The organism is Pseudomonas sp. LS.1a (assembly GCF_022533585.1).
Taxonomy (GTDB): Bacteria; Pseudomonadota; Gammaproteobacteria; order Pseudomonadales; family Pseudomonadaceae; genus Aquipseudomonas.
In genome coordinates this window covers 191,754-210,677 of the sequence record NZ_CP092827.1, presented here as the reverse complement: position 1 = coordinate 210,677, position 18,924 = coordinate 191,754, and the positions used below count along the sequence as shown (strand labels likewise).

General features: G+C 63.5%; 19 protein-coding genes and 1 tRNA gene. 10 read left to right on the top strand and 10 right to left on the bottom strand.

Going from position 1 to position 18,924, the window contains the following annotated elements:
- Positions 1-149: 149 nt before the first annotated feature.
- Complete coding sequence (locus tag MKK04_RS00895) at positions 150-1,064, top strand: LysR family transcriptional regulator (RefSeq protein WP_196183392.1); 915 nt, start codon at positions 150-152, stop codon at positions 1,062-1,064.
- Between the two features lie 103 nt (positions 1,065-1,167).
- On the opposite strand, the gene MKK04_RS00890 is transcribed toward MKK04_RS00895, so the two are convergent.
- On the bottom strand, positions 1,168-2,073 hold the full coding sequence (locus MKK04_RS00890) for a TauD/TfdA dioxygenase family protein (RefSeq protein WP_233688047.1): 906 nt from the start codon (positions 2,071-2,073) through the stop codon (positions 1,168-1,170).
- A gap of 37 nt (positions 2,074-2,110) precedes the next feature.
- Complete coding sequence (locus MKK04_RS00885) at positions 2,111-3,148, bottom strand: ABC transporter substrate-binding protein (protein ID WP_207833082.1); 1,038 nt, start codon at positions 3,146-3,148, stop codon at positions 2,111-2,113.
- A 297-nt stretch (positions 3,149-3,445) separates the two neighbouring features.
- Here MKK04_RS00885 and MKK04_RS00880 point away from each other — a divergent pair, with 297 nt between their 5' ends.
- From MKK04_RS00880 to MKK04_RS00860, 5 genes are all read left to right on the top strand, one after another.
- Complete coding sequence (locus MKK04_RS00880; protein WP_272493163.1) at positions 3,446-5,047, top strand: ABC transporter permease; 1,602 nt, start codon at positions 3,446-3,448, stop codon at positions 5,045-5,047.
- Entirely contained in the window at positions 5,044-5,907 is an 864-nt protein-coding gene (locus tag MKK04_RS00875; protein WP_207833080.1) for an ABC transporter ATP-binding protein, read from the top strand. Before MKK04_RS00880 ends, MKK04_RS00875 begins: the two co-directional genes overlap by 4 nt.
- Positions 5,908-6,003: 96 nt before the next feature.
- A tRNA-Arg gene (locus MKK04_RS00870) sits at positions 6,004-6,080 on the top strand.
- Between the two features lie 160 nt (positions 6,081-6,240).
- A complete protein-coding gene (locus tag MKK04_RS00865) occupies positions 6,241-7,971 on the top strand; it encodes a dipeptidase (RefSeq protein ID WP_241106154.1) in 1,731 nt (576 codons plus the stop codon).
- Positions 7,972-8,188: 217 nt separating this feature from the next.
- The gene (locus tag MKK04_RS00860; protein WP_063914407.1) at positions 8,189-8,626 is read left to right on the top strand and encodes a CBS domain-containing protein; all 438 of its coding nucleotides are present in this window, start codon (positions 8,189-8,191) and stop codon (positions 8,624-8,626) included.
- A 6-nt stretch (positions 8,627-8,632) separates the two neighbouring features.
- Here MKK04_RS00860 and MKK04_RS00855 read toward each other — a convergent pair whose 3' ends face one another.
- The 3 genes from MKK04_RS00855 to MKK04_RS00845 all read right to left on the bottom strand — a co-directional run bounded on the left by MKK04_RS00855 (position 8,633) and on the right by MKK04_RS00845 (position 10,102).
- Positions 8,633-9,271 carry an NADH:ubiquinone oxidoreductase subunit N gene (locus MKK04_RS00855; protein WP_207833076.1) on the bottom strand — a complete coding sequence of 213 codons (639 nt, stop codon included), beginning with the start codon at positions 9,269-9,271 and terminating at the stop codon, positions 8,633-8,635.
- Between the two features lie 68 nt (positions 9,272-9,339).
- Positions 9,340-9,582, bottom strand: a complete 243-nt coding sequence (locus tag MKK04_RS00850; protein WP_063914405.1) for a DUF2789 domain-containing protein — start codon at positions 9,580-9,582, stop codon at positions 9,340-9,342.
- Between the two features lie 61 nt (positions 9,583-9,643).
- Positions 9,644-10,102: an aminoacyl-tRNA deacylase gene (locus MKK04_RS00845; protein WP_015268554.1), complete on the bottom strand. Its 459-nt coding sequence runs from the start codon at positions 10,100-10,102 to the stop codon at positions 9,644-9,646.
- A 98-nt stretch (positions 10,103-10,200) separates the two neighbouring features.
- Here MKK04_RS00845 and MKK04_RS00840 point away from each other — a divergent pair, with 98 nt between their 5' ends.
- Together MKK04_RS00840 and MKK04_RS00835 are read left to right on the top strand one after the other, a co-directional pair.
- On the top strand, positions 10,201-11,547 hold the full coding sequence (locus tag MKK04_RS00840) for an NfeD family protein (RefSeq protein WP_207833074.1): 1,347 nt from the start codon (positions 10,201-10,203) through the stop codon (positions 11,545-11,547).
- Positions 11,548-11,549: 2 nt separating this feature from the next.
- Positions 11,550-12,302: a slipin family protein gene (locus tag MKK04_RS00835; RefSeq protein ID WP_063914403.1), complete on the top strand. Its 753-nt coding sequence runs from the start codon at positions 11,550-11,552 to the stop codon at positions 12,300-12,302.
- 48 nt (positions 12,303-12,350) lie between these two features.
- Here the strand turns inward: MKK04_RS00835 and MKK04_RS00830 are convergent, their stop codons facing one another.
- From MKK04_RS00830 to MKK04_RS00820, 3 genes are all read right to left on the bottom strand, one after another.
- The gene (locus MKK04_RS00830) at positions 12,351-12,983 is read right to left on the bottom strand and encodes a LysE family transporter (protein ID WP_207833073.1); all 633 of its coding nucleotides are present in this window, start codon (positions 12,981-12,983) and stop codon (positions 12,351-12,353) included.
- Positions 12,984-13,182: 199 nt separating this feature from the next.
- Positions 13,183-13,770 carry a mechanosensitive ion channel family protein gene (locus tag MKK04_RS00825; protein WP_207833070.1) on the bottom strand — a complete coding sequence of 196 codons (588 nt, stop codon included), beginning with the start codon at positions 13,768-13,770 and terminating at the stop codon, positions 13,183-13,185.
- On the bottom strand, positions 13,770-15,680 hold the full coding sequence (locus MKK04_RS00820; protein ID WP_233694751.1) for an ATP-binding cassette domain-containing protein: 1,911 nt from the start codon (positions 15,678-15,680) through the stop codon (positions 13,770-13,772). Before MKK04_RS00820 ends, MKK04_RS00825 begins: the two co-directional genes overlap by 1 nt.
- 50 nt (positions 15,681-15,730) lie before the next feature.
- Between MKK04_RS00820 and MKK04_RS00815 the strand changes: the two genes are divergently transcribed.
- Positions 15,731-16,213, top strand: a complete 483-nt coding sequence (locus MKK04_RS00815; RefSeq protein ID WP_063914399.1) for a TIGR02444 family protein — start codon at positions 15,731-15,733, stop codon at positions 16,211-16,213.
- On the opposite strand, the gene MKK04_RS00810 is transcribed toward MKK04_RS00815, so the two are convergent.
- Positions 16,189-17,322 (bottom strand): AlgP family protein, encoded by a 1,134-nt coding sequence (locus tag MKK04_RS00810; protein WP_241106153.1) that lies wholly within the window; start codon positions 17,320-17,322, stop codon positions 16,189-16,191. The two genes, MKK04_RS00815 and MKK04_RS00810, sit on opposite strands and share 25 nt — an antisense overlap.
- A 379-nt stretch (positions 17,323-17,701) precedes the next feature.
- Between MKK04_RS00810 and MKK04_RS00805 the strand changes: the two genes are divergently transcribed.
- Positions 17,702-18,340 (top strand): FKBP-type peptidyl-prolyl cis-trans isomerase, encoded by a 639-nt coding sequence (locus tag MKK04_RS00805; protein ID WP_207833065.1) that lies wholly within the window; start codon positions 17,702-17,704, stop codon positions 18,338-18,340.
- 9 nt (positions 18,341-18,349) lie between these two features.
- Here MKK04_RS00805 and rsd read toward each other — a convergent pair whose 3' ends face one another.
- Positions 18,350-18,820 (bottom strand): sigma D regulator, encoded by a 471-nt coding sequence (gene rsd / locus MKK04_RS00800; protein ID WP_233694937.1) that lies wholly within the window; start codon positions 18,818-18,820, stop codon positions 18,350-18,352.
- Between the last annotated feature and the right edge of the window lie 104 nt (positions 18,821-18,924).

The following is an 18,924-nucleotide window of genomic DNA, read 5'->3' as shown; positions in this document are numbered from 1 at the left end:
GGCGGAACCGAATCGCGGTCAGTCGGGCTTATATTCTTTTAGGCGATATAAATATTTGTAATTCATATTTTGTGGAATAAGTGACTCCCTTTATAAGGGGGCTAACCCTTGTCAGCAATTGCATTCGACCGAAAGTTTCAATGTAAAAAATGCATATCGATCTCCGTCAGCTGCGCCACTACATTGCCCTTGTCGAGCACCGCAGCTTCGTTGCTGCGGCGGCGGCGGTGAACCTGTCGCAATCAGCGTTCAGCCGCAGCATCCAGACCCTCGAGCACAACATCGGCTGCCGCCTGGTGGACCGCGCCAGCAAGGAGCTGGCGCCAACCCGCCAGGGCTTGCTGGTGCTGGAGCATTCGCGGCGGCTGGTGCATGGCGCGCACAACCTGGTCAACGAGATTCACCAGTTCAATGGCGCCACCACCGGCGTGGTGCGCTTCGGTTCCGGGCCGGCGCCGGCCGGGGGGCTGGTACCGCGGGCGGTGGCACGCTTCGTCGCCGAATACCCCGCGGCGCGTACCTGCTTCCAGGTGGATAACTGGCAGGCGCTGAACCGCAAGCTGGTTGCCGAGGAGATCGAGTTCTTCGTCGCAGACACCCGTCAGTTCGAGTCCGACCCGGACTACCAGGTGCACAAGCTGGCGCCGCAGCGCTGGCATTTCTGCTGCCGCGTCGGGCACCCGTTGACCGAGCGCGAAAGCGTGCGGGCGCGTGACTTATTCGACTACCCCCTGGCCACTACCTTCCGCCCGCCGAACATCCGCAAGATCCTCAGCGACCTCAGCGGGCGGCAGGATTTTCTGCCGACGGTGGAGTGCGAGCATGGCTATGCATTGCTGAATGTGGTGATGCATTCGGACACCATCGGCATTGCCTGCAATGCCAATTTGCGGCCGTATCAGCGTGACGGGGGATTGGTGGCATTGCAGCTGGCCGACCTGACGGTGGAGCAGGAGGAAGCGTTCTACACCCGCTATGGGGTGGTGAGCCGGGTGGGGTATGGGCTATCGCCGTTGGCTCAGGGGCTGGTCAGGCAGTTGATTGCCTGCGATACCGAGGTGTGACCGACGGGGCACCCCTGTGGGAGCGGGTTTACCCGCGAATACGATGGCGAATTCATTGACGCATTCGCGGGTAAACCCGCTCCCACAGGGTCTTCTACATCCCTCAACCTTTGCGGGTTGTCCGGCTCAACTGGCCATCCACCCCGACCGGCACTTCACCAGCCAGGGTCACCCGCCGCACCACACGTGGCTGGGTGCCGTAATCATCCACCGCATAATGCTGCGTCGCGCGGTTATCCCAGATTGCCACGTCCCCCGCCTGCCAGCGCCAGCGAACCGTGTTCTCCAACCGCGTCACATGCCCTTGCAGCACCGCGAACAGGTGTTGTGAATCCGCCAGCGAATAACCTTTGATGCGCTTCACGAAGTGCCCCAGCTGCAGCACCCGCTCGCCACTGATCGGGTGCACGCGCACCACCGGGTGCTCGGTCTCGTACACCGTGGAGGTGAACACTTTGCGATAGCGCTCCAGCTTGGCCGCGTCCACGTCGGGCTTCGCGCTGGCGTAGTCGTATTCGTTGCTGTGCACCGCCCACAGTTTGTCGGCCAGCTCGCGCAGCGGCTCGGGCAGCTCCTGGTACGCCGTGGCGGTGTTGGCCCACACAGTGTCGCCACCGGATGCCGGCGCCACCACGCTGCGCAGGATCGAGGCCTTGGGGTAGGCATCGACGAAGGTCACGTCGGTGTGCCAGGAGTTGGCCCGCTGGCCTTCGGCGCCATCGAGCTGCAACAGGTAACTGGTGCCGTCGACCACCGGCACGGTGGGGTGGGCGACCGGCTCGCCGAGCAGCTTGGCGAAGGCTTCCTGGCTTTGGTCATCCAGGTGGGTCTGGCCACGGAAGAAGATCACCTTGTGCTTCACCAGCGCGGCCTGGATGGCATCGAGGGTGGCGGCATCAAGGTCGGCGGACAATTGCACCCCGCGAATTTCGGCGCCGATACGGCCGGCAACAGGGTGAATGTCGAGTTCGAGGGTTTGTGGCGCGGAGGCCAGGGCAGCGTTGCTCATGGTCGTGTCCTTGCGGTCATTGTCGGGGCTTTGGGATTCAGCGGGCGGCCTGCACGGCCTGATTCTGTTGCAGGGCGGCATCGAGGAAGCGGGGTTCGATCCAGTCGGCCACCTGGAAGCCACGGCGGATCAGGCGCTCCTTGGCGGCCAGGTCCACGCCCTGTTGCAACTGGCCGACGAATTCGGCGTCCAGCCGTGGATCGAAGTAATGGGCCAGGTCTTCCGTGGCCAGGTCGTCGCTGAGGATGCTGCGCGGCCAGTTGGCATTACTGGCCACCAGTTCGACGTAGGCCTCGCGGTTGTGTTCGTCGCGCAGCCAGGCGCTGGCCTGTTGCTGGGCATTGACCAGGCGCTGTACCAGCTCGGGGTATTTGCGGATGAAATCGCCAGTACCCAACAGCACCGCCTGGGTACTGCCGGCACCTGCCAGGTCACGTGAGTTGACCGGCAGCTCTACCAGCCCGCGCTCGCGTAGCGACAGCAGGTTGGACAGCCCCCAGGTGGCGTCGATCTGCTTGGCGGCCAGTGCGGCATTGGCGGCGTTGAAGTCCAGGTTGATCACCTTCAGCTCGCGCTCGCTAAGCCCCTGGCTGGCCAGGGCGCTGGCGAACGACAGCTGGTTGGCGGTGCCACGGAACACCGCCACGCGCTTGCCCTTGAGGTCGTGCAGGGTCTTGATGCCGGAACCGGGCACCACGCCCAGGTAGCTCTTCACCCCACGTACGCCCGCCGACAGCACGCGGGTGTCCAGGCCGTTGGCCTTGCCGACGATGGCGGCCAGGTCGCCGAGGTAGGCGAAATCGGCCTGGCCGTTGGCCAACGCTTCGTTCACCACCGGCCCGGCGCCCTTGAAGAAGTGCCAGTCGATGCGAATGCCGTCCTTGGCGAACTCCTTCTCCAGCAGTTGCTGGTCACGCAGCACGTCGACCACGCCACCGGCGCTGGGCTTGCTGCCCGCGCTGAGGTCGGGCACGGCGATGCGGATGCTTGCGGGCTTGGCCGGTTCAGCCGCGTGGGCGCTGAGGGTGAAGGCCAGCCCGAGGGCGGTGATCAGGTGGCGCAGCGGGGTTTTCATGGCAAGGCTCCTTGGCAGGCTGCCACCGGCGATGGCCGGCGCTTTGGCCAGAAGCTAGGCAGGTCTGGTTAGAACCTACAAAGATCAAAACTTCATTCTTCAGTAACTGGAAGGCATAAATCAGGCGGCATGCGGGCCTGCGGCTGGCTTGCGGAAAATGCATGGAAAATATGAGGAAAACGCAACGGCGAGAGGCTTCCGTATGCATGAAGCGCATGCTCTTATCTCTTGAAAGTCATTTTTTGGAATTTTTAATTCCCTAAATGAATAATCTAACAACGCTTCGAGAGATGGCCGATGAATGGAATTCTGAGCAGAGGTCGGGGATGGCTCCGGGGGTCGCTACGCGACCCTTTCGCGACGCAAGGCCGCTCCCACAAGGATCGCGCCCGCTTGTTGCCCTGGGTCTTGCCTGTGCTGGTTGCGCTGCTGTGGGTAGTGGCCAGCCGGGAGCACTGGATGAGCGAGCAGATTCTGCCGGCGCCAGCATTGGTATGGCAGAGCGCGGTGGAGTTTGGTTCCGGCGAGCTGTGGGGGCACCTGTGGATAAGCTTGCAGCGGTTGTTCTGGGGGCTGGCGGTCGGCATCGGCAGCGGGTTGCTGCTGGGCGTCTGGCTGGGTGCTTCGCGGCGGGCGCAGACGCTGGTGCTGCCGACCTTCGTGGCACTGGCACAGATTCCTACCCTGGCCTGGATCCCGTTGTTCATGCTGTTCTTCGGGATCGGCGAGTTGCTCAAGCTGGTGGTGCTGGTGAAAGCCGTGGTGGTCCCCGTTACCTTGCACACGCTGGTCGGTGTACGGGATGCCCAGCCCAAGCTGCGAGAGGCCGCTGCGGTGCTGCGCCTGCCTCGCCATCTACTGTTCCTGCGCCTGCTGCTGCCGGCTGCCCTGCCCGCCTTCCTCACCGGCGTACGCCTGGCCCTGGCCACCGGCTGGACCTCACTACTGGCGGTCGAACTGCTGGCCTCCAGCGAAGGGATTGGCTACCTGATGGTCTGGGGACGACAGCTGTTCATGCTCGACCTGGTGCTGCTGTGCATCCTGGTGATCGGCCTGGTCGGCGCACTGCTGGAGCACGGCTTCTCGGCCCTGGAAAAGCGCCTGCTGTACTGGCCGCAAGCGGCCACAGGGGAGCAGCACCGTGGCCCCGTGCCGCGGGGTTGGCAAAGCCTGCTGCTGCCACTGGCACTGTTGGCCCTGTGGCAGGCCAGCAGCAGCTTTGGCTGGGTCGACAGCAACATCCTGACCTCGCCACTTGAAGTGTTGCGTACTCTGCTGACCGGCCTGGCCGATGGTTCGCTGCCGCAAGCCTTGCTGCTGAGCCTGCAGCGCACTTTGGCCGGCTTGCTGCTGGGCGGTAGCGCTGGCCTGCTGGTCGGTTTGCTGTTGGGGCTTTCGGCCAATGCCGAACGTATCTTCGGGCCCAGCCTGTCGGCATTGCGTCAGGTGGCGCTGTTTGCCTGGGTGCCGCTGCTCACGGCCTGGTTCGGCCTTGGGGAAGGGGCCAAGCAGGTATTCGTCGGCATGGCTGCGTTCTTCCCCTTGCTGATCGCCACCCAGCGCGGCATCGCCAGCCTCTCGCCGCAGCTGGGTGAAGCCGCGCGCACCCTGCGCCTGAACCTGTGGCAACGCCTGCGCCTGCTGGTGCTGCCCGGCGCAGCCCCGGCCATTTTTGCGGGCCTGCGCCTGTCGCTGATCTACGCCTGGCTGGGCACCATCGGCGCCGAATACTTCATGCCCTCGGACGGCGGCATCGCCAGCCTGATGATCGGCGCCCAGCAACTGTTCCGCATGGACCAGGTAATGGCCGCCATGCTGTTGATCGGCCTGGTCGGCGCCCTGCTCGGCACCCTTGGACAACGCCTCGAATCACGCGCCACGCGCTGGAGAACCGCATGAACGCCTTCAACACCTCGCACCTGCACGCGGCCAACCAGCCCGATGCCACCCCACCCCTGGTCAGCTTCGAGGGGGTCGGCAAAGTGTTCAGCGTCGATGGCCAGCCGCTGGAAGCCATCCGCAACTTCAACCTGTCGATCAACCAAGGCGAATTCATCGCCATCGTCGGCGCTTCCGGCTGTGGCAAGTCCACCCTGTTGCGCCTGCTGGTAGGGCTGGATACCGACTACAGCGGCAACATCCGTGTCGACGGCCACACTGTCAGCGGCATTGGTAGCGAACGCGGCATCGTGTTTCAGGAACACCGGCTATTCCCCTGGCTGAGCGTGGAACAGAACATTGCCCTGGGCCTGGTCAACGAACCGCTAACCCAGGGTGAACGCGCGCGGCGGGTACACGAGTTCGTGCAACTCGTGGGGCTGGTCGGCTTCGAGTCGGCCTACCCACACCAGCTGTCCGGCGGCATGGCCCAGCGCGTGGCGATTGCCCGAGGCCTGGTAGCCAGCCCGCGGATCCTGCTGCTCGACGAGCCGTTCGGCGCGCTGGATGCACTGACCCGCCAGCAACTGCAGGACGAGCTGCTGGCCATTCGCGAACGGGCAGGTATCACAACGTTGCTGGTGACCCACGATGCCGAGGAGGCGACATATCTGGCTGATCGGGTTGTGGTGCTGGAGCCACGTCCTGGCAGGATCAAGTCGGTCATCGAGATCGATCTGCCACACCCACGGTTGCGTACGGGCGTGGCACTGCACGGGCTGCGCGAGAAGGTGCTGCACCAGATTACCGGCGACGGGGGCTACTTGCCGTTGCCAGCGCGCCGGGTGGAAGGCCTGCGGCCAGAGCTGATCGCACTTTGAACCGAACGGCATGGCCAACTCGGTCGGCAGGTAAAAACGGCTACAGATCAAGGCGATGGACGCCATCGGATCAGATGGGTATCATGCGTGCGCGTTGCACTCGTAGCTCAGCTGGATAGAGTACTGCCCTCCGAAGGCAGGGGTCGTGGGTTCGAATCCCGCCGAGTGCGCCATATCAAAAAGCCCTGGGCCTGTGCCCGGGGCTTTTTCGTTTGTGCGACATGTCGCGTTTCTGGCACTCCCGTACCACCGGTCATTGGTGTTAGCGTGGGCGTCTTCCCGTTTCCCGACGGGTAACCCACAACAATGATTGGCGAAGGAATGCGCACAACCATGCACCTGAAAAAACTTACAGCCACAACCCTGCTGCTGGCCAGCATCGGCCTGCTCACCCAGCCGGCACAGGCCAACCTTACCCAGCAGCAGTCCGCAGCCATCGTAAAAGCCTTCGACGGCAGCGACCCAAGCGACTTCAAGCAGTTCCTCGGCAAGCTCAAAGGCAGCGACCTGGCCAAGGCCGACAACCTCGCTGCAACCCTGGATGCCTACCTGGCCGGCAAGCCATTGGCCGCCGAGCAGCAGAACGAGATCAACCGCCTGCTCGGCCTGTATACCCGCATCAAGTACGGCAAGGCTGCCAGCGAAACCCTGCGTGAACTGGTGGCCATCCCCACCTTCAACGTCGAAGGCACGCCGCAGCACGAGAACCCCGAATTCCTCAGGATCGCCGACAAGATCAAGGCCCTGGCCGACAGCTTCGGCCTGGCTTTCCGCAATATCGACAACCGGGTCTACGAGATTTCACTGGGCAGCGGCAAGGAAGTGGTCGGCATCCATGCCCACGCCGACGTGGTGCCGGTCAACCCGGACAACTGGAAGCTGGCCGATGGCACGCGCCTGGACCCGTTCAAGGTCACCTTGGTCGGCGACCGCATGTACGGCCGTGGCACCGAAGACGACAAGAACGGCATCGTCGTGGCGATGTACGCACTGAAAGTGGCCAAGGACGAGAACCTGCCGCTGGCCCGCCAGTTCAAGCTGCTGATCGACACCACTGAAGAAACCAGCGGTGATGCCATCCCCTACTACTTCGAGCGCAACCCCACGCCCGACTACAACCTGGCCCTCGATGGCGGCTACCCGGTGGTCATCGCCGAGAAAGGCTACGGCACGATCATGGCGAGTTTCAGCAAGCGCCAGGCCAGTGGCAAGGGCGCCGAGATCGTCAACCTGACCGGCGGCCTGGCCACCAACCAGATCCCGACCACCTCGGTCGCGACCCTGGTCACCGACAACCCGGCGAAGCTGGCCAGCCAGCTGGAAAAGGCCGGCGCAGATTACGTGAAGCGCAATGGCGGTGACTTCAGCATCGCTGCCAAGGCCGAGGGCAAACAGGTGTTGCTCACCGTGACCGGCGTTTCCGCCCACTCTTCGGAGCCGGAGTCGGGGGTCAACCCGGTGGCGCGCATGCTCGGTTTCATCAACGGCCTGGGTCAGCAGGTGCCGCTCAAGCACAACCACTTCACCGACGCCGCCCGCTACGCCGCCGACAACTGGGGCCTGGACTACCTGGGCAACAAGCTCGGCGTGGCCTTCAAGGACCCGTTCATGGGCCCGCTGACCGCTTCGCTGACCTTTGTCGGAGTGGATGAGAAAGGCCTGAAACTGGCGGTGAACCTGCGCATTCCGAAAGGCAAGCCGATTGCCACGATCAAGGACGAACTGGCCGACAAGCTGGGCAAATGGACCCGGCAAAGCCACACCTCGGTGGCCTTCGACTACAGCCTGGACGAGCCGATGTACCGCAACCCCGAGGGCGAATGGGTCAAGGCCTTGCTTGACGTGGCGACCGAGAACCTGGGCATGAAGCACGAGTTCGGTACCTCGGCGGGTGCGACCTCGGTACATGACCTGCCCAACGGCGTGCAGTTCGGCCTGGCCATGCCGGATGTGAAGTACACCGGGCACAACGACAACGAGTTCAAGACCGTGGAACAGTTCATGCTGGACTTGCAGGTGGTGAGCGAAATGGTGGCGCGGATCGGGCAGATGCCGAAGCTCTGATTGGCTGTACCGGCCTCTTCGCGGCTAAAGCCGCTCCCACAGGGATCGCACAGGTTTCGATGTGGGAGCGGCTTTAGCCGCGAAGAGGCCGGCACAGGCGATCAGTCATGACGTTTTTCAATCGACTCGATGCCGTTTCCTGCATTGCCGTGCAGAGCGCCGTGCCGGATGCTTTATTTACTCCGAGACATCGCTTTTTCCATCCGCAGAGGCCCGTATGAAGACCGTCGAACAGATCCTCAAGACCAAGTCCCAGCACCAGACCGTGTACACCATCGGCCCGGATGACTCGGTACTCGACGCCCTGAAGCTGCTGGCGGAGAAAAACGTCGGTGCGCTGCCCGTGGTCGAGGGCAACCAGGTGGTGGGTATCGTCAGTGAACGGGACTATGCGCGCAAACTGGTGCTCAAGGGGCGCTCATCCGCCGCTACCCCCGTGCGCGAAATCATGAGTGCGCCGGTGGTCACCGTGGAACCAAAGCAGAACCTCGAGTACTGCATGAACCTGATGACCAATCGCCATCTGCGCCACCTGCCGGTGGTCAGCAATGGCGAGCTGCTCGGCCTGCTGTCGATCGGCGACCTGGTCAAGGAAACCATCGCCGAACAGGCCAGCCTGATCCTGCAACTGGAGCAATACATCCGCGGTGAATGAAACGCCTCAATGGTAGGCGCGCTCCAGCTCGTCCAGCTGATGGTCGAAACTGCGCAGGCGCGCCGACCAGGTATACACCAGCACTTCCAGGTCCCGGTTGAGCACGGCGGTATTGCCATGGCCGCTGCGGGTTGGCTCGCCCAGATCCAGTTGGTAGCGTTCACGGGCCATAGCCTGGGCAACGCTGGACAGGTCGCGGGCATTGGCCAGCCAATGGTGATGGTGGTCATGAATTTCGCGGTCGAGCAAGCGGCACTGGCGTTTCAGGGCATCCAGGCTCTGCTCCAGCGGCGTGCCCTTGAGCTCGCCCATGACCTCTTCGAAGGTACGCCCCGAATGCCAGTAGCTGCCCCAGAAATAGCGGTCGAACACCGTCTCGACGCGGCGCAGCGCGACTTTGGTGTTCCAGATGGTCAGCAACGTTCGCCCCTGCACCACTTCGCGCTTGTTCAGGTGCAGCTGCTGCCAGGCAATCCAGGCCAGCGCCACCAGTGCAACCGCCACAGTGACAGCGGCAGCGGCATACAGGAAATGCACCGCCTGGGTCATCTGTTGCGTCTGCCTGATGCCATAGAAATAACTGGCCGTCAGGGTGCCCAGGATCGTCACGGAGCACCAGAACCCTGGTGCGTAGGGATCTTTCATCGCGCTATCCCCTCTTGTTTTCCTGAGCATAGCAACGGCCAATCACTCGTCAGGTGCCACTCGGCGCTTTATTTTCGAGGGCGACGCAACGCTTCGTTGAGTTGATCGAACGGCTCCGCCCAGTCGGCGTCCTCGTTGATGCTGTCCTTGAGAAACTCGCGCTGGGAAGCGTTCCAGAACGGCGCATCCACCAGCTTGATGTCGTTCTTAAGTGGCGAGTGGCTGGCGATGAACTGATCGATGCTTACCGCATCGTCAGGCAGGCCCAGTTGTTTGAACAGCTCGGCAAACGGATGGATCGGCGCTTCCATGGTTCCTCCTGAGAGCCAGGCAAGCCGTCCACGACGCCCGCCCGGCATTGGTGTGAAAACATCAGCACAGCTCGCGCACTTCGGCGTGCGGCACCAGTTTCATGTACTGCTCCATGCTCATGTGGATCAGGTGATCGTGGTCACCCGCTTCCAGGTAGACATCGCCCTGACGGGTCAGGCTCGGGTCGACCAGCATTTTTATCTGGTAGGCATCGCCAAGGGCCGGTACGGCACCGCGCTCGCAGTCGCCGAACAGGCTCGGCAGGCCGCTTTCACGGGTCAGTTGCCAGGCCCCGGACATGCGCACCTTGGTCATGTCCAGATGCCGGTTGGCCGGTAGCACGGCCATGATGTAGTTGCCATGACGGTCATCGAGCATCACCGACTTGGCGACCCGCTCGGCGGGTACGCCGGCCGTACGGGCCGACTCCAGGCTGGTAGCCGAATGTGGATGGGGAATGATGTCGTAGTCGCAGTTGGCCTTGTCCAGGCGATCCTGCAGGGTCTTTGCCATACGCATGATGCACCTCCGGTTTCGCCCCCCAATTTCCAATTTTAGGCCGGGTACCAGCAGGCAGGGCTAAACTTGTGCAATAGAGGCAAACGAGGTGACGACAGGTGATCGCCCGCTGCTGGCGCTGGCTGTTGCTGGTGTTGCTGCTTGGCATTACGCCAGGCGGCCTGGCAGCGCCCGGTGCAGTCTGGGTGCTGGGCATCGATGACGCCATCGGCCCGGCCAGCGCCGACTACCTGGTACGCAGCCTCGGCCAGGCACAGGCACAGGGCGCACAACTGGTGGTTATCCGCATGGACACCCCGGGCGGGCTGGACAGCGCCATGCGCCAGATGATCAAGGCGATTCTCGCCAGCCCCGTGCCGGTCGCCACCTTCGTCGCCCCCAGCGGGGCCCGCGCCGCCAGCGCCGGCACTTATATCCTCTACGCCAGCCATATTGCAGCCATGGCACCCGGTACCAACCTGGGTGCCGCCACGCCCGTGCAGATCGGCGCCCCGCCAGGCACGCCCAAGGACGACAAGGCCAAAGGCAGCGATAACGAAACCCTCGCGCGCAAGCAGGTCAACGATGCGGCGGCCTACATTCGTGGCCTGGCGCAGCTGCGCGGGCGCAATGCCGACTGGGCGGAAAAGGCCGTGCGCGAGGCGGTCAGCCTGTCCGCCAGCGAGGCCCTGCGGCTTGACGTGATCGACCAGGTGGCCGACGACCTGCCCGACCTGCTGCGCAAGCTCGATGGCAAAACGCTCACTGTCGCTGGCCAGCCCCAGCAGCTGCAGACCGCCGGCGCCATCCTGGTCGAGCACCTGCCGGACTGGCGCACGCGCGTGCTGGCGGTCATCACCAACCCCAGCGTGGCGCTGATCCTGATCATGATCGGCGTGTACGGCCTGCTGTTCGAGTTCATGAACCCCGGCTCGACGGTAGGGGGTGTGGTGGGCGGCATCTGTCTGTTACTGGCGCTATATGCCCTGCAGTTGTTGCCGGTGAGTTTCGCCGGGGTGGCGCTGATATTGCTCGGCATCGCCTTCATGATCGCCGAAGCCTTCCTGCCCAGTTTCGGTGTGGTCGGTTTCGGCGGTATCGTCGCCTTCGTGGTCGGCGCGCTGATCCTGATCGATACCGATGCCCCCGGTTTCGGCATCCCGCTGGCCCTGATCGGCACCCTCGCGGTGTTCTCGGCGCTGCTGATCGGCGGTGTGCTGGGCATGGCCCTCAAGGCCCGTCGACGGGCGCTGGTCAGCGGTGACGCCGGTCTGGTCGGCAGCCTGGTCACCGTCACCCAGGTCATGGCAGGCAACCCGTTCTGTGGCTTTGTGCTGGCCCAGGGCGAGCAATGGCAGGCGCAGTGTGCAACGCCACTGCAAGCGGGCCAGAACGTGCGGGTGACCGCGCGCCATGGCGTCATGCTGGAAGTGAGCGCCGCCGCGCCCGCGGCGCAAGGAGAATGACCATGTTCATGCAATTGGGCTTCGGCGCGGTGCTGATCGTGCTGGCGATGCTGTTGCTGTCGGCGTTCCGCATCCTGCGCGAATACGAGCGCGGCGTGGTATTCCAGCTGGGGCGCTTCTGGCAGGTGAAGGGGCCGGGGCTGATCCTGTTGATCCCGGTGATCCAGCAAATGGTTCGGGTCGACCTGCGCACCGTGGTGCTGGATGTACCGCCGCAGGATGTGATCACCCGCGACAACGTCTCGGTCAAGGTCAACGCCGTGCTGTACTTCCGCGTGCTTGATCCGCAGAAGGCGATCATTCAGGTCGAGGACTTTCTCGTGGCAACCAGCCAGTTGGCCCAGACCACACTGCGTGCGGTGCTCGGCAAGCACGAACTGGATGAACTGCTGGCCGAACGCGAGCAGCTGAACTCGGACATTCGCCAGGTGCTGGATGCACAGACCGATGCCTGGGGCATCAAGGTGGCCAACGTGGAGATCAAGCACGTCGACCTCAACGAATCGATGGTGCGCGCCATTGCCCGCCAGGCCGAGGCCGAGCGTGAACGACGGGCCAAGGTGATCCATGCCGAGGGTGAGTTGCAGGCGTCGGAAAAGCTGATGCAGGCGGCGCAGATGCTGAGCAAGGAGCCGGGGGCGATGCAGTTGCGCTACATGCAGACGCTGGGGGCGATTGCCGGGGACAAGAGCTCGACCATCGTGTTTCCGCTGCCGGTGGATTTGCTCAAGGGGATGGTGGACAAGCAGAAATAGAGGTGGCCCATTCGCGGGCAAGCCCGCGAATGGCCTACATACGATCTGTCAGACTGGCGCGCGGCGCAGAGTCGCCAGGAAGGTAGCAGCACCAATGAACAACCCGGCAAACGTCCGGTTCAAACGCTTCTGCTGCTTGGGCGTACGCAGCAAGCGCAACACCCGCGCAGCCAATCCGGTGTACCCCGCCATCACCAGCATATCCACGGTGACCATGGTCACGGTGATCGCCACATACTGTGGTAACAGCGGTTGATGCGGGTTGATGAACTGCGGCAGCACCGCCAGCATGAACACCAGCGCCTTCGGGTTGCTGACGTTGACCAGGAAGCCACGGAACACCAGGCTCAGCGGTTTACCGATCGGGCGCACGGCGGATTCATCGCTCATGTCCATGGGCAGGGCACGCCACTGCTTGTAGGCCAGGTAGATGAGGTAGGCGACACCGAACCATTTGATGACCTGGAAGGCCGTGGCCGAGGCGGCCAGGACGGCACCGACGCCGGCGGCAATGATGGCGATTTGCATGATCAGGCCCAGTTGCAGGCCCAGGGCGTTCCAGTAACCACGCCAGAAGCCGTATTGCAGGCCGCTGGACATCGAGGCAATCGCCCCGGCACCGGGTGAAAGGCTGATCACCCAACAGGCGGCAAAGAAGCCCAACCACACTTCCATCGACATCACACACCTCGCTCGAACATATGTTGCAAATCGTTAAGCTAAGGTGTTGGTGAAAAAATAACCAGCGATTTCTGAAGGATTTGTATTGCCTGTGCTGGCCTCTTCGCGGGTGAACCCGCTCCCACAGGAGTTTCACAGCCCTTGAGGACAGCGCAATACCTGTGGGAGCGGGTTTACCCGCGAAGAGGCCGGTGCAGGTTCAGTCACCCTCGACAGGCGACTCTTTGTGCATGGACTGCACCTCAGCCCCGCGCCAGCGCCGTACCGACTTCTGGAAGAACTGGCTGTTGGGCACCTGCACCAGCGCCCCACCCGCCTCTGGCATTTCCATCAGGGTGGTGAACAGCAGGTTGATGGCAATCACCCGGCCTTTCACGCCCGGCTTGTCCAGGGTGTCGACCAGCTCGACCACGTCACCGATGCGAAACGGCCCGACGGTGAAGATGAGCACCGCGCACAGCAGGTTGGACAGCACGCTCCACATGGCGAAGAAGGCCACCGCCGCCACCGCGACGAAGCCGGACAGTGCTGTCCACAGCACGGTCGCCGATACACCCAGGCGCTCCAGCACGAACAGCAACGCACTGCCCATGATCAGCCAGCGCAGGCCACCACGCACCGGCACCAGCAGCTCCGGCGGCAACGGGTAACGCTGGCCCAGGCGGCTCAACCCGCGCGCGACGATGCGCTGCAGGACAAAGGCCGCCACCAGGATCAACAGGATCTGCAAGCCCAGCCAGAAGGTGTCCATCCATTGCCCTGGCAGCAGCGAACGCAGTTCCTCCATCAGGACAACGCCTCGAGCTCGGCCTGCATGCTTTCGAGGGTTTCCAGCGCTTCCATCCAGGCCTCTTCCAGTTCGCCCTCGCGCTGCTTGAGCTTGGTCTGGCGCGCCAGCAGGTCACGCAATTCGTCCTTGCGCGACGCGTCGTAGAGGCCACTATCCCCCAGCCCGGTCTCGATCTCGGCCAGTTGCGCGTGCACCTGGTTGAGCTCGGTTTCCAGCTTGTCGGCGGCCTTCTTGTGCGGGGCCAGTTGCTGGCGCAAGGCTGCGGCAGCCTGGCGCTGGGCTTTCTTGTCGGTCTTGTCCGGGTTGGCCGGGGCGGTACTGGCCGGCGCACTGCGTTGGCGGTACTCGACCAGCCAGCGGCTGTAGTCGTCCAGGTCACCATCGAAGGTGTCGACCTTGCCGTCGGCCACCAGCAGGAAGTCGTCGGTAGTGCTCTTGAGCAGGTGACGGTCGTGCGACACCACCACCACGGCACCGGCAAACTCCTGCAAGGCCATGGTCAGCGCCAGGCGCATTTCCAGGTCGAGGTGGTTGGTCGGTTCGTCGAGCAGCAGCAGGTTCGGCCGTTCCCAGGCGATCAGTGCCAGTGCCAGGCGAGCTTTTTCACCACCGGAGAAGTTCACCACCGGCTCGTCGACACGGTCGCCATGGAAGTCGAAGCCACCCAGGAAATCGCGCAGGGTCTGCTCGCGCTCGGTGGGGGCGATGCGCTGCAGGTGCAGCAACGGGCTGGCCTTGTCGTCCAGCGAGTCCAGCTGGTGCTGGGCAAAGTAGCCCACCGCCAGGTTCTCGCCGCGCACCAGGCGACCCGACAGTGGTTCAAGCTCGCCCGCGAGGTTCTTGATCAGGGTCGACTTGCCGGCACCGTTGGGGCCGAGCAGGCCAATGCGCGCACCCGGGGTGAGCTGCAGCTTGACCTTGTCGAGGATGGCCTTGTCACCGTAACCCAGGCGGCCCTCGGACAGGCTCAGCAGCGGGCTGGAGATTTTCTGTGACTCGCGGAAGACGAAGTCGAACGGCGAATCGACATGCGCCGCCGACAGCTCCTCCATGCGTTCCAGGGCCTTGATCCGGCTCTGTGCCTGGCGGGCCTTGGTGGCCTGGGCCTTGAAGCGGGCAATGTACTTTTCCATGTGCGCACGCTGGGCCTGTTGCTTCTCGTAGGCCTGCTGCTGTTGCGCCAGGCGCTCGGCACGGGTGCGCTCGAAGGCGGTGTAGCCACCCTTGTACAGGTTCAGCTTGCGCTGCTCGACGTGCAGCACATGGTCGACCACAGCGTCGAGGAAGTCGCGGTCGTGGGAGATCAGCAACAGCGTGCCGGGGTAGCCCTTGAGCCAGTCCTCCAGCCACAGGATAGCGTCCAGGTCCAGGTGGTTGGTGGGCTCGTCGAGCAGCAGCAGGTCGGACGGGCACATCAGGGCCTGGGCCAGGTTCAGGCGCATCCGCCAGCCACCGGAGAAGTCGCCGACGCGGCGGTCCATCTGCTCGTTGGTGAAGCCCAGGCCAGCCAGCAACTTGCGTGCACGGGCGTCGGCGGTATAGCCGTCGGCGCTATCCAGCTCAATGTGCAGGCGCGCCAGGGCGGTACCGTCGTGGGCCTGCTCGGCCGCGGCCAGATCGGCCTGGACCTTGCGCAGGCGCGCGTCGCCGTCGAGCACATAGTCCACGGCCAGGCGGTCGAGGGTGTCGACCTCCTGGCGCATGTGGGCGATGCGCCAGTCACCGGGCAGCTGGCAATCGCCGGCATCAGGTGACAGCTCACCGCGCAGCAAGGCGAACAGGCTGGATTTTCCGGCACCGTTGGCGCCGATCAGGCCGGCCTTGTGACCGGTGTGCAGGGTCATCTCGGCGCCTTCTAGCAAGCGCTGCGGACCACGCTGTAAAGTGAGGTTGGATAGTCTGATCATGATGGTCGCGGAGTCTACCAGCTTCCTCGGCCCATAGCGCGAGTGGAACCATGCACACCGACCTGTGGAATCACGCCCTGGCCCTGTATGCCAGGCCCGGCGTGGAAGCGGCCTGCCTCGCCCTGCAGGCGCAGGGTGGCGATGTCTGTCTGCTGCTGTGCGCAACCTGGCTGCAGGCGCGTGGCGTGGCCGTGCGGGACGAACGCGTACAGGCATTGCGCGAGGTTACCGAGCCCTGGCAGCGCGAAGTGGTCAACCCATTACGTAGCTTGCGCCAACAGTGGCGAGCAGCAGCGCAAAATGATGCGCAGCTGGCGGCGTTGCGTGAGCAGGTGAAGGGGTTGGAGCTACAGGCCGAGAAAGCCTTGCTTGAGCGCTTGCAGGAGCGTTCGCGACAGTGGCCGGCAGGCGCCCATGAGCCCGTGGACGACTGGCTGGCCCGGCTGGTGCCGGACCAGGCCCGCCACCACGACGCGCTGGTTCGATTGCGCGTCGCGGCGGCAACGTTTCAGGACGCCGAAGACGGTGCCTGAGCCGGGGTGCTGGCGGGTGCCGATGGTGCTACCGAAGCTGCCGGGGTGGCCGAGTTGGTCGCAGCGGCCGGGGTGCTGGCGGCAGGCGTAGCCGGTTTGGCTTCGGCTGGCTTGCTGACAACAGGCTTGGCAGCTGCTGGCTTGGCGGCGGGTTTGGCGGCCGCACGTGCTGGAGCCTTGGCGGCAGCTGGCTTCGCGGCTGGCTTGGCAGCAGCGGCTTTGGCTGGTGCTTTGGCCGCCGCTGGCTTGGCTGTGGCAGCGGGCTTGGCTGCAGGTTTGGCTGCGGCAGTGGCCTTGGCGGCTGGCTTGGCTGCAGGTTTGGCTGCAGCAGTGGCCTTGGCTGCTGGCTTGGCAGCGGGTTTGGCCGCAGCAGTGGCCTTGGCGGCTGGCTTGGCTGCAGGTTTGGCCGCAGCAGTGGCCTTGGCGGCTGGCTTGGCTGCAGGTTTGGCCGCAGCAGTGGCCTTGGCGGCTGGCTTGGCTGCAGGTTTGGCCGCAGCAGTGGCCTTGGCGGCTGGCTTGGCTGCAGGTTTGGCCGCAGCAGTAGCCTTGGCAGCTGGTTTGGCGGCAGGTTTGGCGGCAGGTTTGGCGGCAGCAGTGGCCTTGGCGGCTGGCTTGGCGGCAGGTTTGGCGGCAGCAGTGGCCTTGGCGGCTGGCTTGGCTGCAGGTTTGGCGGCAGCAGCCCTGGAGGCGGGCTTGGCGGTCTTGGCAGCACGCTGGTCAAGCGCCTTGGCTGCAGCTTCGCGAACCTTGCCTACACCCTGGGCCAGCTTGAGGCTGTCCTGGGCATCGCGCTTGAGTTGCTGGATATAAGAACGGGTCTGGGTTTGACGTTCCTTGAGGGAGTCGAGCAGTTCTTCAAGTTCGCCAATGATTTTTTGCGCCTTGGTCTGCGCCTTGGCTTTACCTGCCTTGGCCGCGTCTTGCAGTTTCAGGCGACCGTTGTGCAGTTTTTCCTGGGCCTTGCCACGCTGCTTTTCCAACTTGGCCAGCAGTTTTTCCGCATCAGCCAGCGCTTGCGAGCAGGCATCCTCCAAGTGTTCGAGCAAGCTGCCCGAAAGTTGCTGGAGCAGGTGTAACGGCGTACTTACTGGCTTCTTTTTGGCCGACATGGTTTACCTCCTGGCTGACGAGATTGCGGCTCATACTATGCTTCTGCTGCTACCGCCGCTAGGGCATGTTGACAGTAATATTTACGCCGCGTTGCATGCCTGGGCAAAGTTGTTATCTTGCAGCTCCGAGCAAGTGTAGTTGCTGAATAAATCATTGCTGATATTTGCCACTTATCTGTAATGCACAGCCCCCTGTTGGAGCGGCCTTGTGTCGCGATGGGCTGCGGAGCAGCCCCTGGATTTCAGCACCACCGCAGATATTGCCGGGGCTGCTTTGCAGCCCTGTCGCGACACAAGGCCGCACCTACAAGGACCGCGAGCACACAATACAAAACGGAACACTGGCATACTTCCCCGCTCATTGGCGCAGGAACCGACCATGCCTCGATATCTTGTTTTAGGTTTATGCCTGCTGGCCCCCATCGCCCTGGCCGACAGCGACGAACATGACCTTGCCTACAGCCTCGGCGCCAGCCTGGGTGAGCGGCTGCGCCAGGATATGCCGGGCCTGCAACTGGATGCGCTGGTCGAAGGCCTGCGCCAGTCCTACCAGGGGCAACCGCTGAAACTCGACAAGGCACGCATGCAGGCCGTGCTCCGGCAGCATGAAACGCAGGAAGGCGATGCCGCCATGCAGAAGCTGCAGGCTGCCGAAACACGCTTCATGACCAAAGAGCGTGGTGGTTATGGTGTGCACGAACTACCGGAGGGCGTGCTCTACAGCGAACTGCAAGCAGGTACGGGCGCGCAGCCCAAAGCCGGTGGCAAGGTGCAGGTGCGCTATGTGGGCAGGTTGCCAGACGGCTCGGTGTTCGACCAGAACCAGACGCCCCAATGGTTCAGCCTGGATTCGGTGATCGAAGGGTGGCAGGTGGCCTTGCCGCGAATGCACGCCGGCGCCAAATGGCGCCTGGTGATTCCGTCGGCGCAAGCCTATGGCGCCGAGGGCGCAGGGGACCTGATCGCACCCTACACACCCCTGGTGTTCGAGATCGAACTGCTGGCGGTTGGCGACTGACGCCAACCCTCAGGCCTGGACCGCGCCTTCTTCCTTGTGCGCGTTGTGCAGCACTTCGATCAGGCAGTCTTCAAGTTCGAAGCGCTCGTGCAACAGCCCGCCCAACTTGGCCAGTTTCTCGGCGAAGCGTTCGGTGTCCTTGCACTCACCCTTGGCGCAATGGTCATTGAAGGCCAGTGCGATCTGAGTACTGTCGTTGATCCGTGGGTTGATCTCTTCGGCCAGCTTCAGCGCTTTTTCGTCTCCGAAAGCCTTGGCCTCACTGGCCAACTGCTCGCAGACCTCGAAATGCCACGCCGAAACGTAGTCGACAAGGAGCGCGCAAAACTCCCCGTTGGTGTCCTTGTCGGCGAAGGCCGGCTTGGCATCGCGCAGTGCGCGGAAAGCCTGCACCAGTTCCTTGCGCTCCGCCAGCCAGCGGTCGATCAGTTTGTGAACCCCACCCCAGCGTTCCTGAGCGTTCTGACAACTATCGAGCATGGCGATCTCTTCCCTTCTGGGTAGATGCCGCTGCACCTCGCACCACGACCGTGCAGCACAAAGGTGACATCAGCAGGCGGCATCGAGCAGTTGTGTTTTCGGTA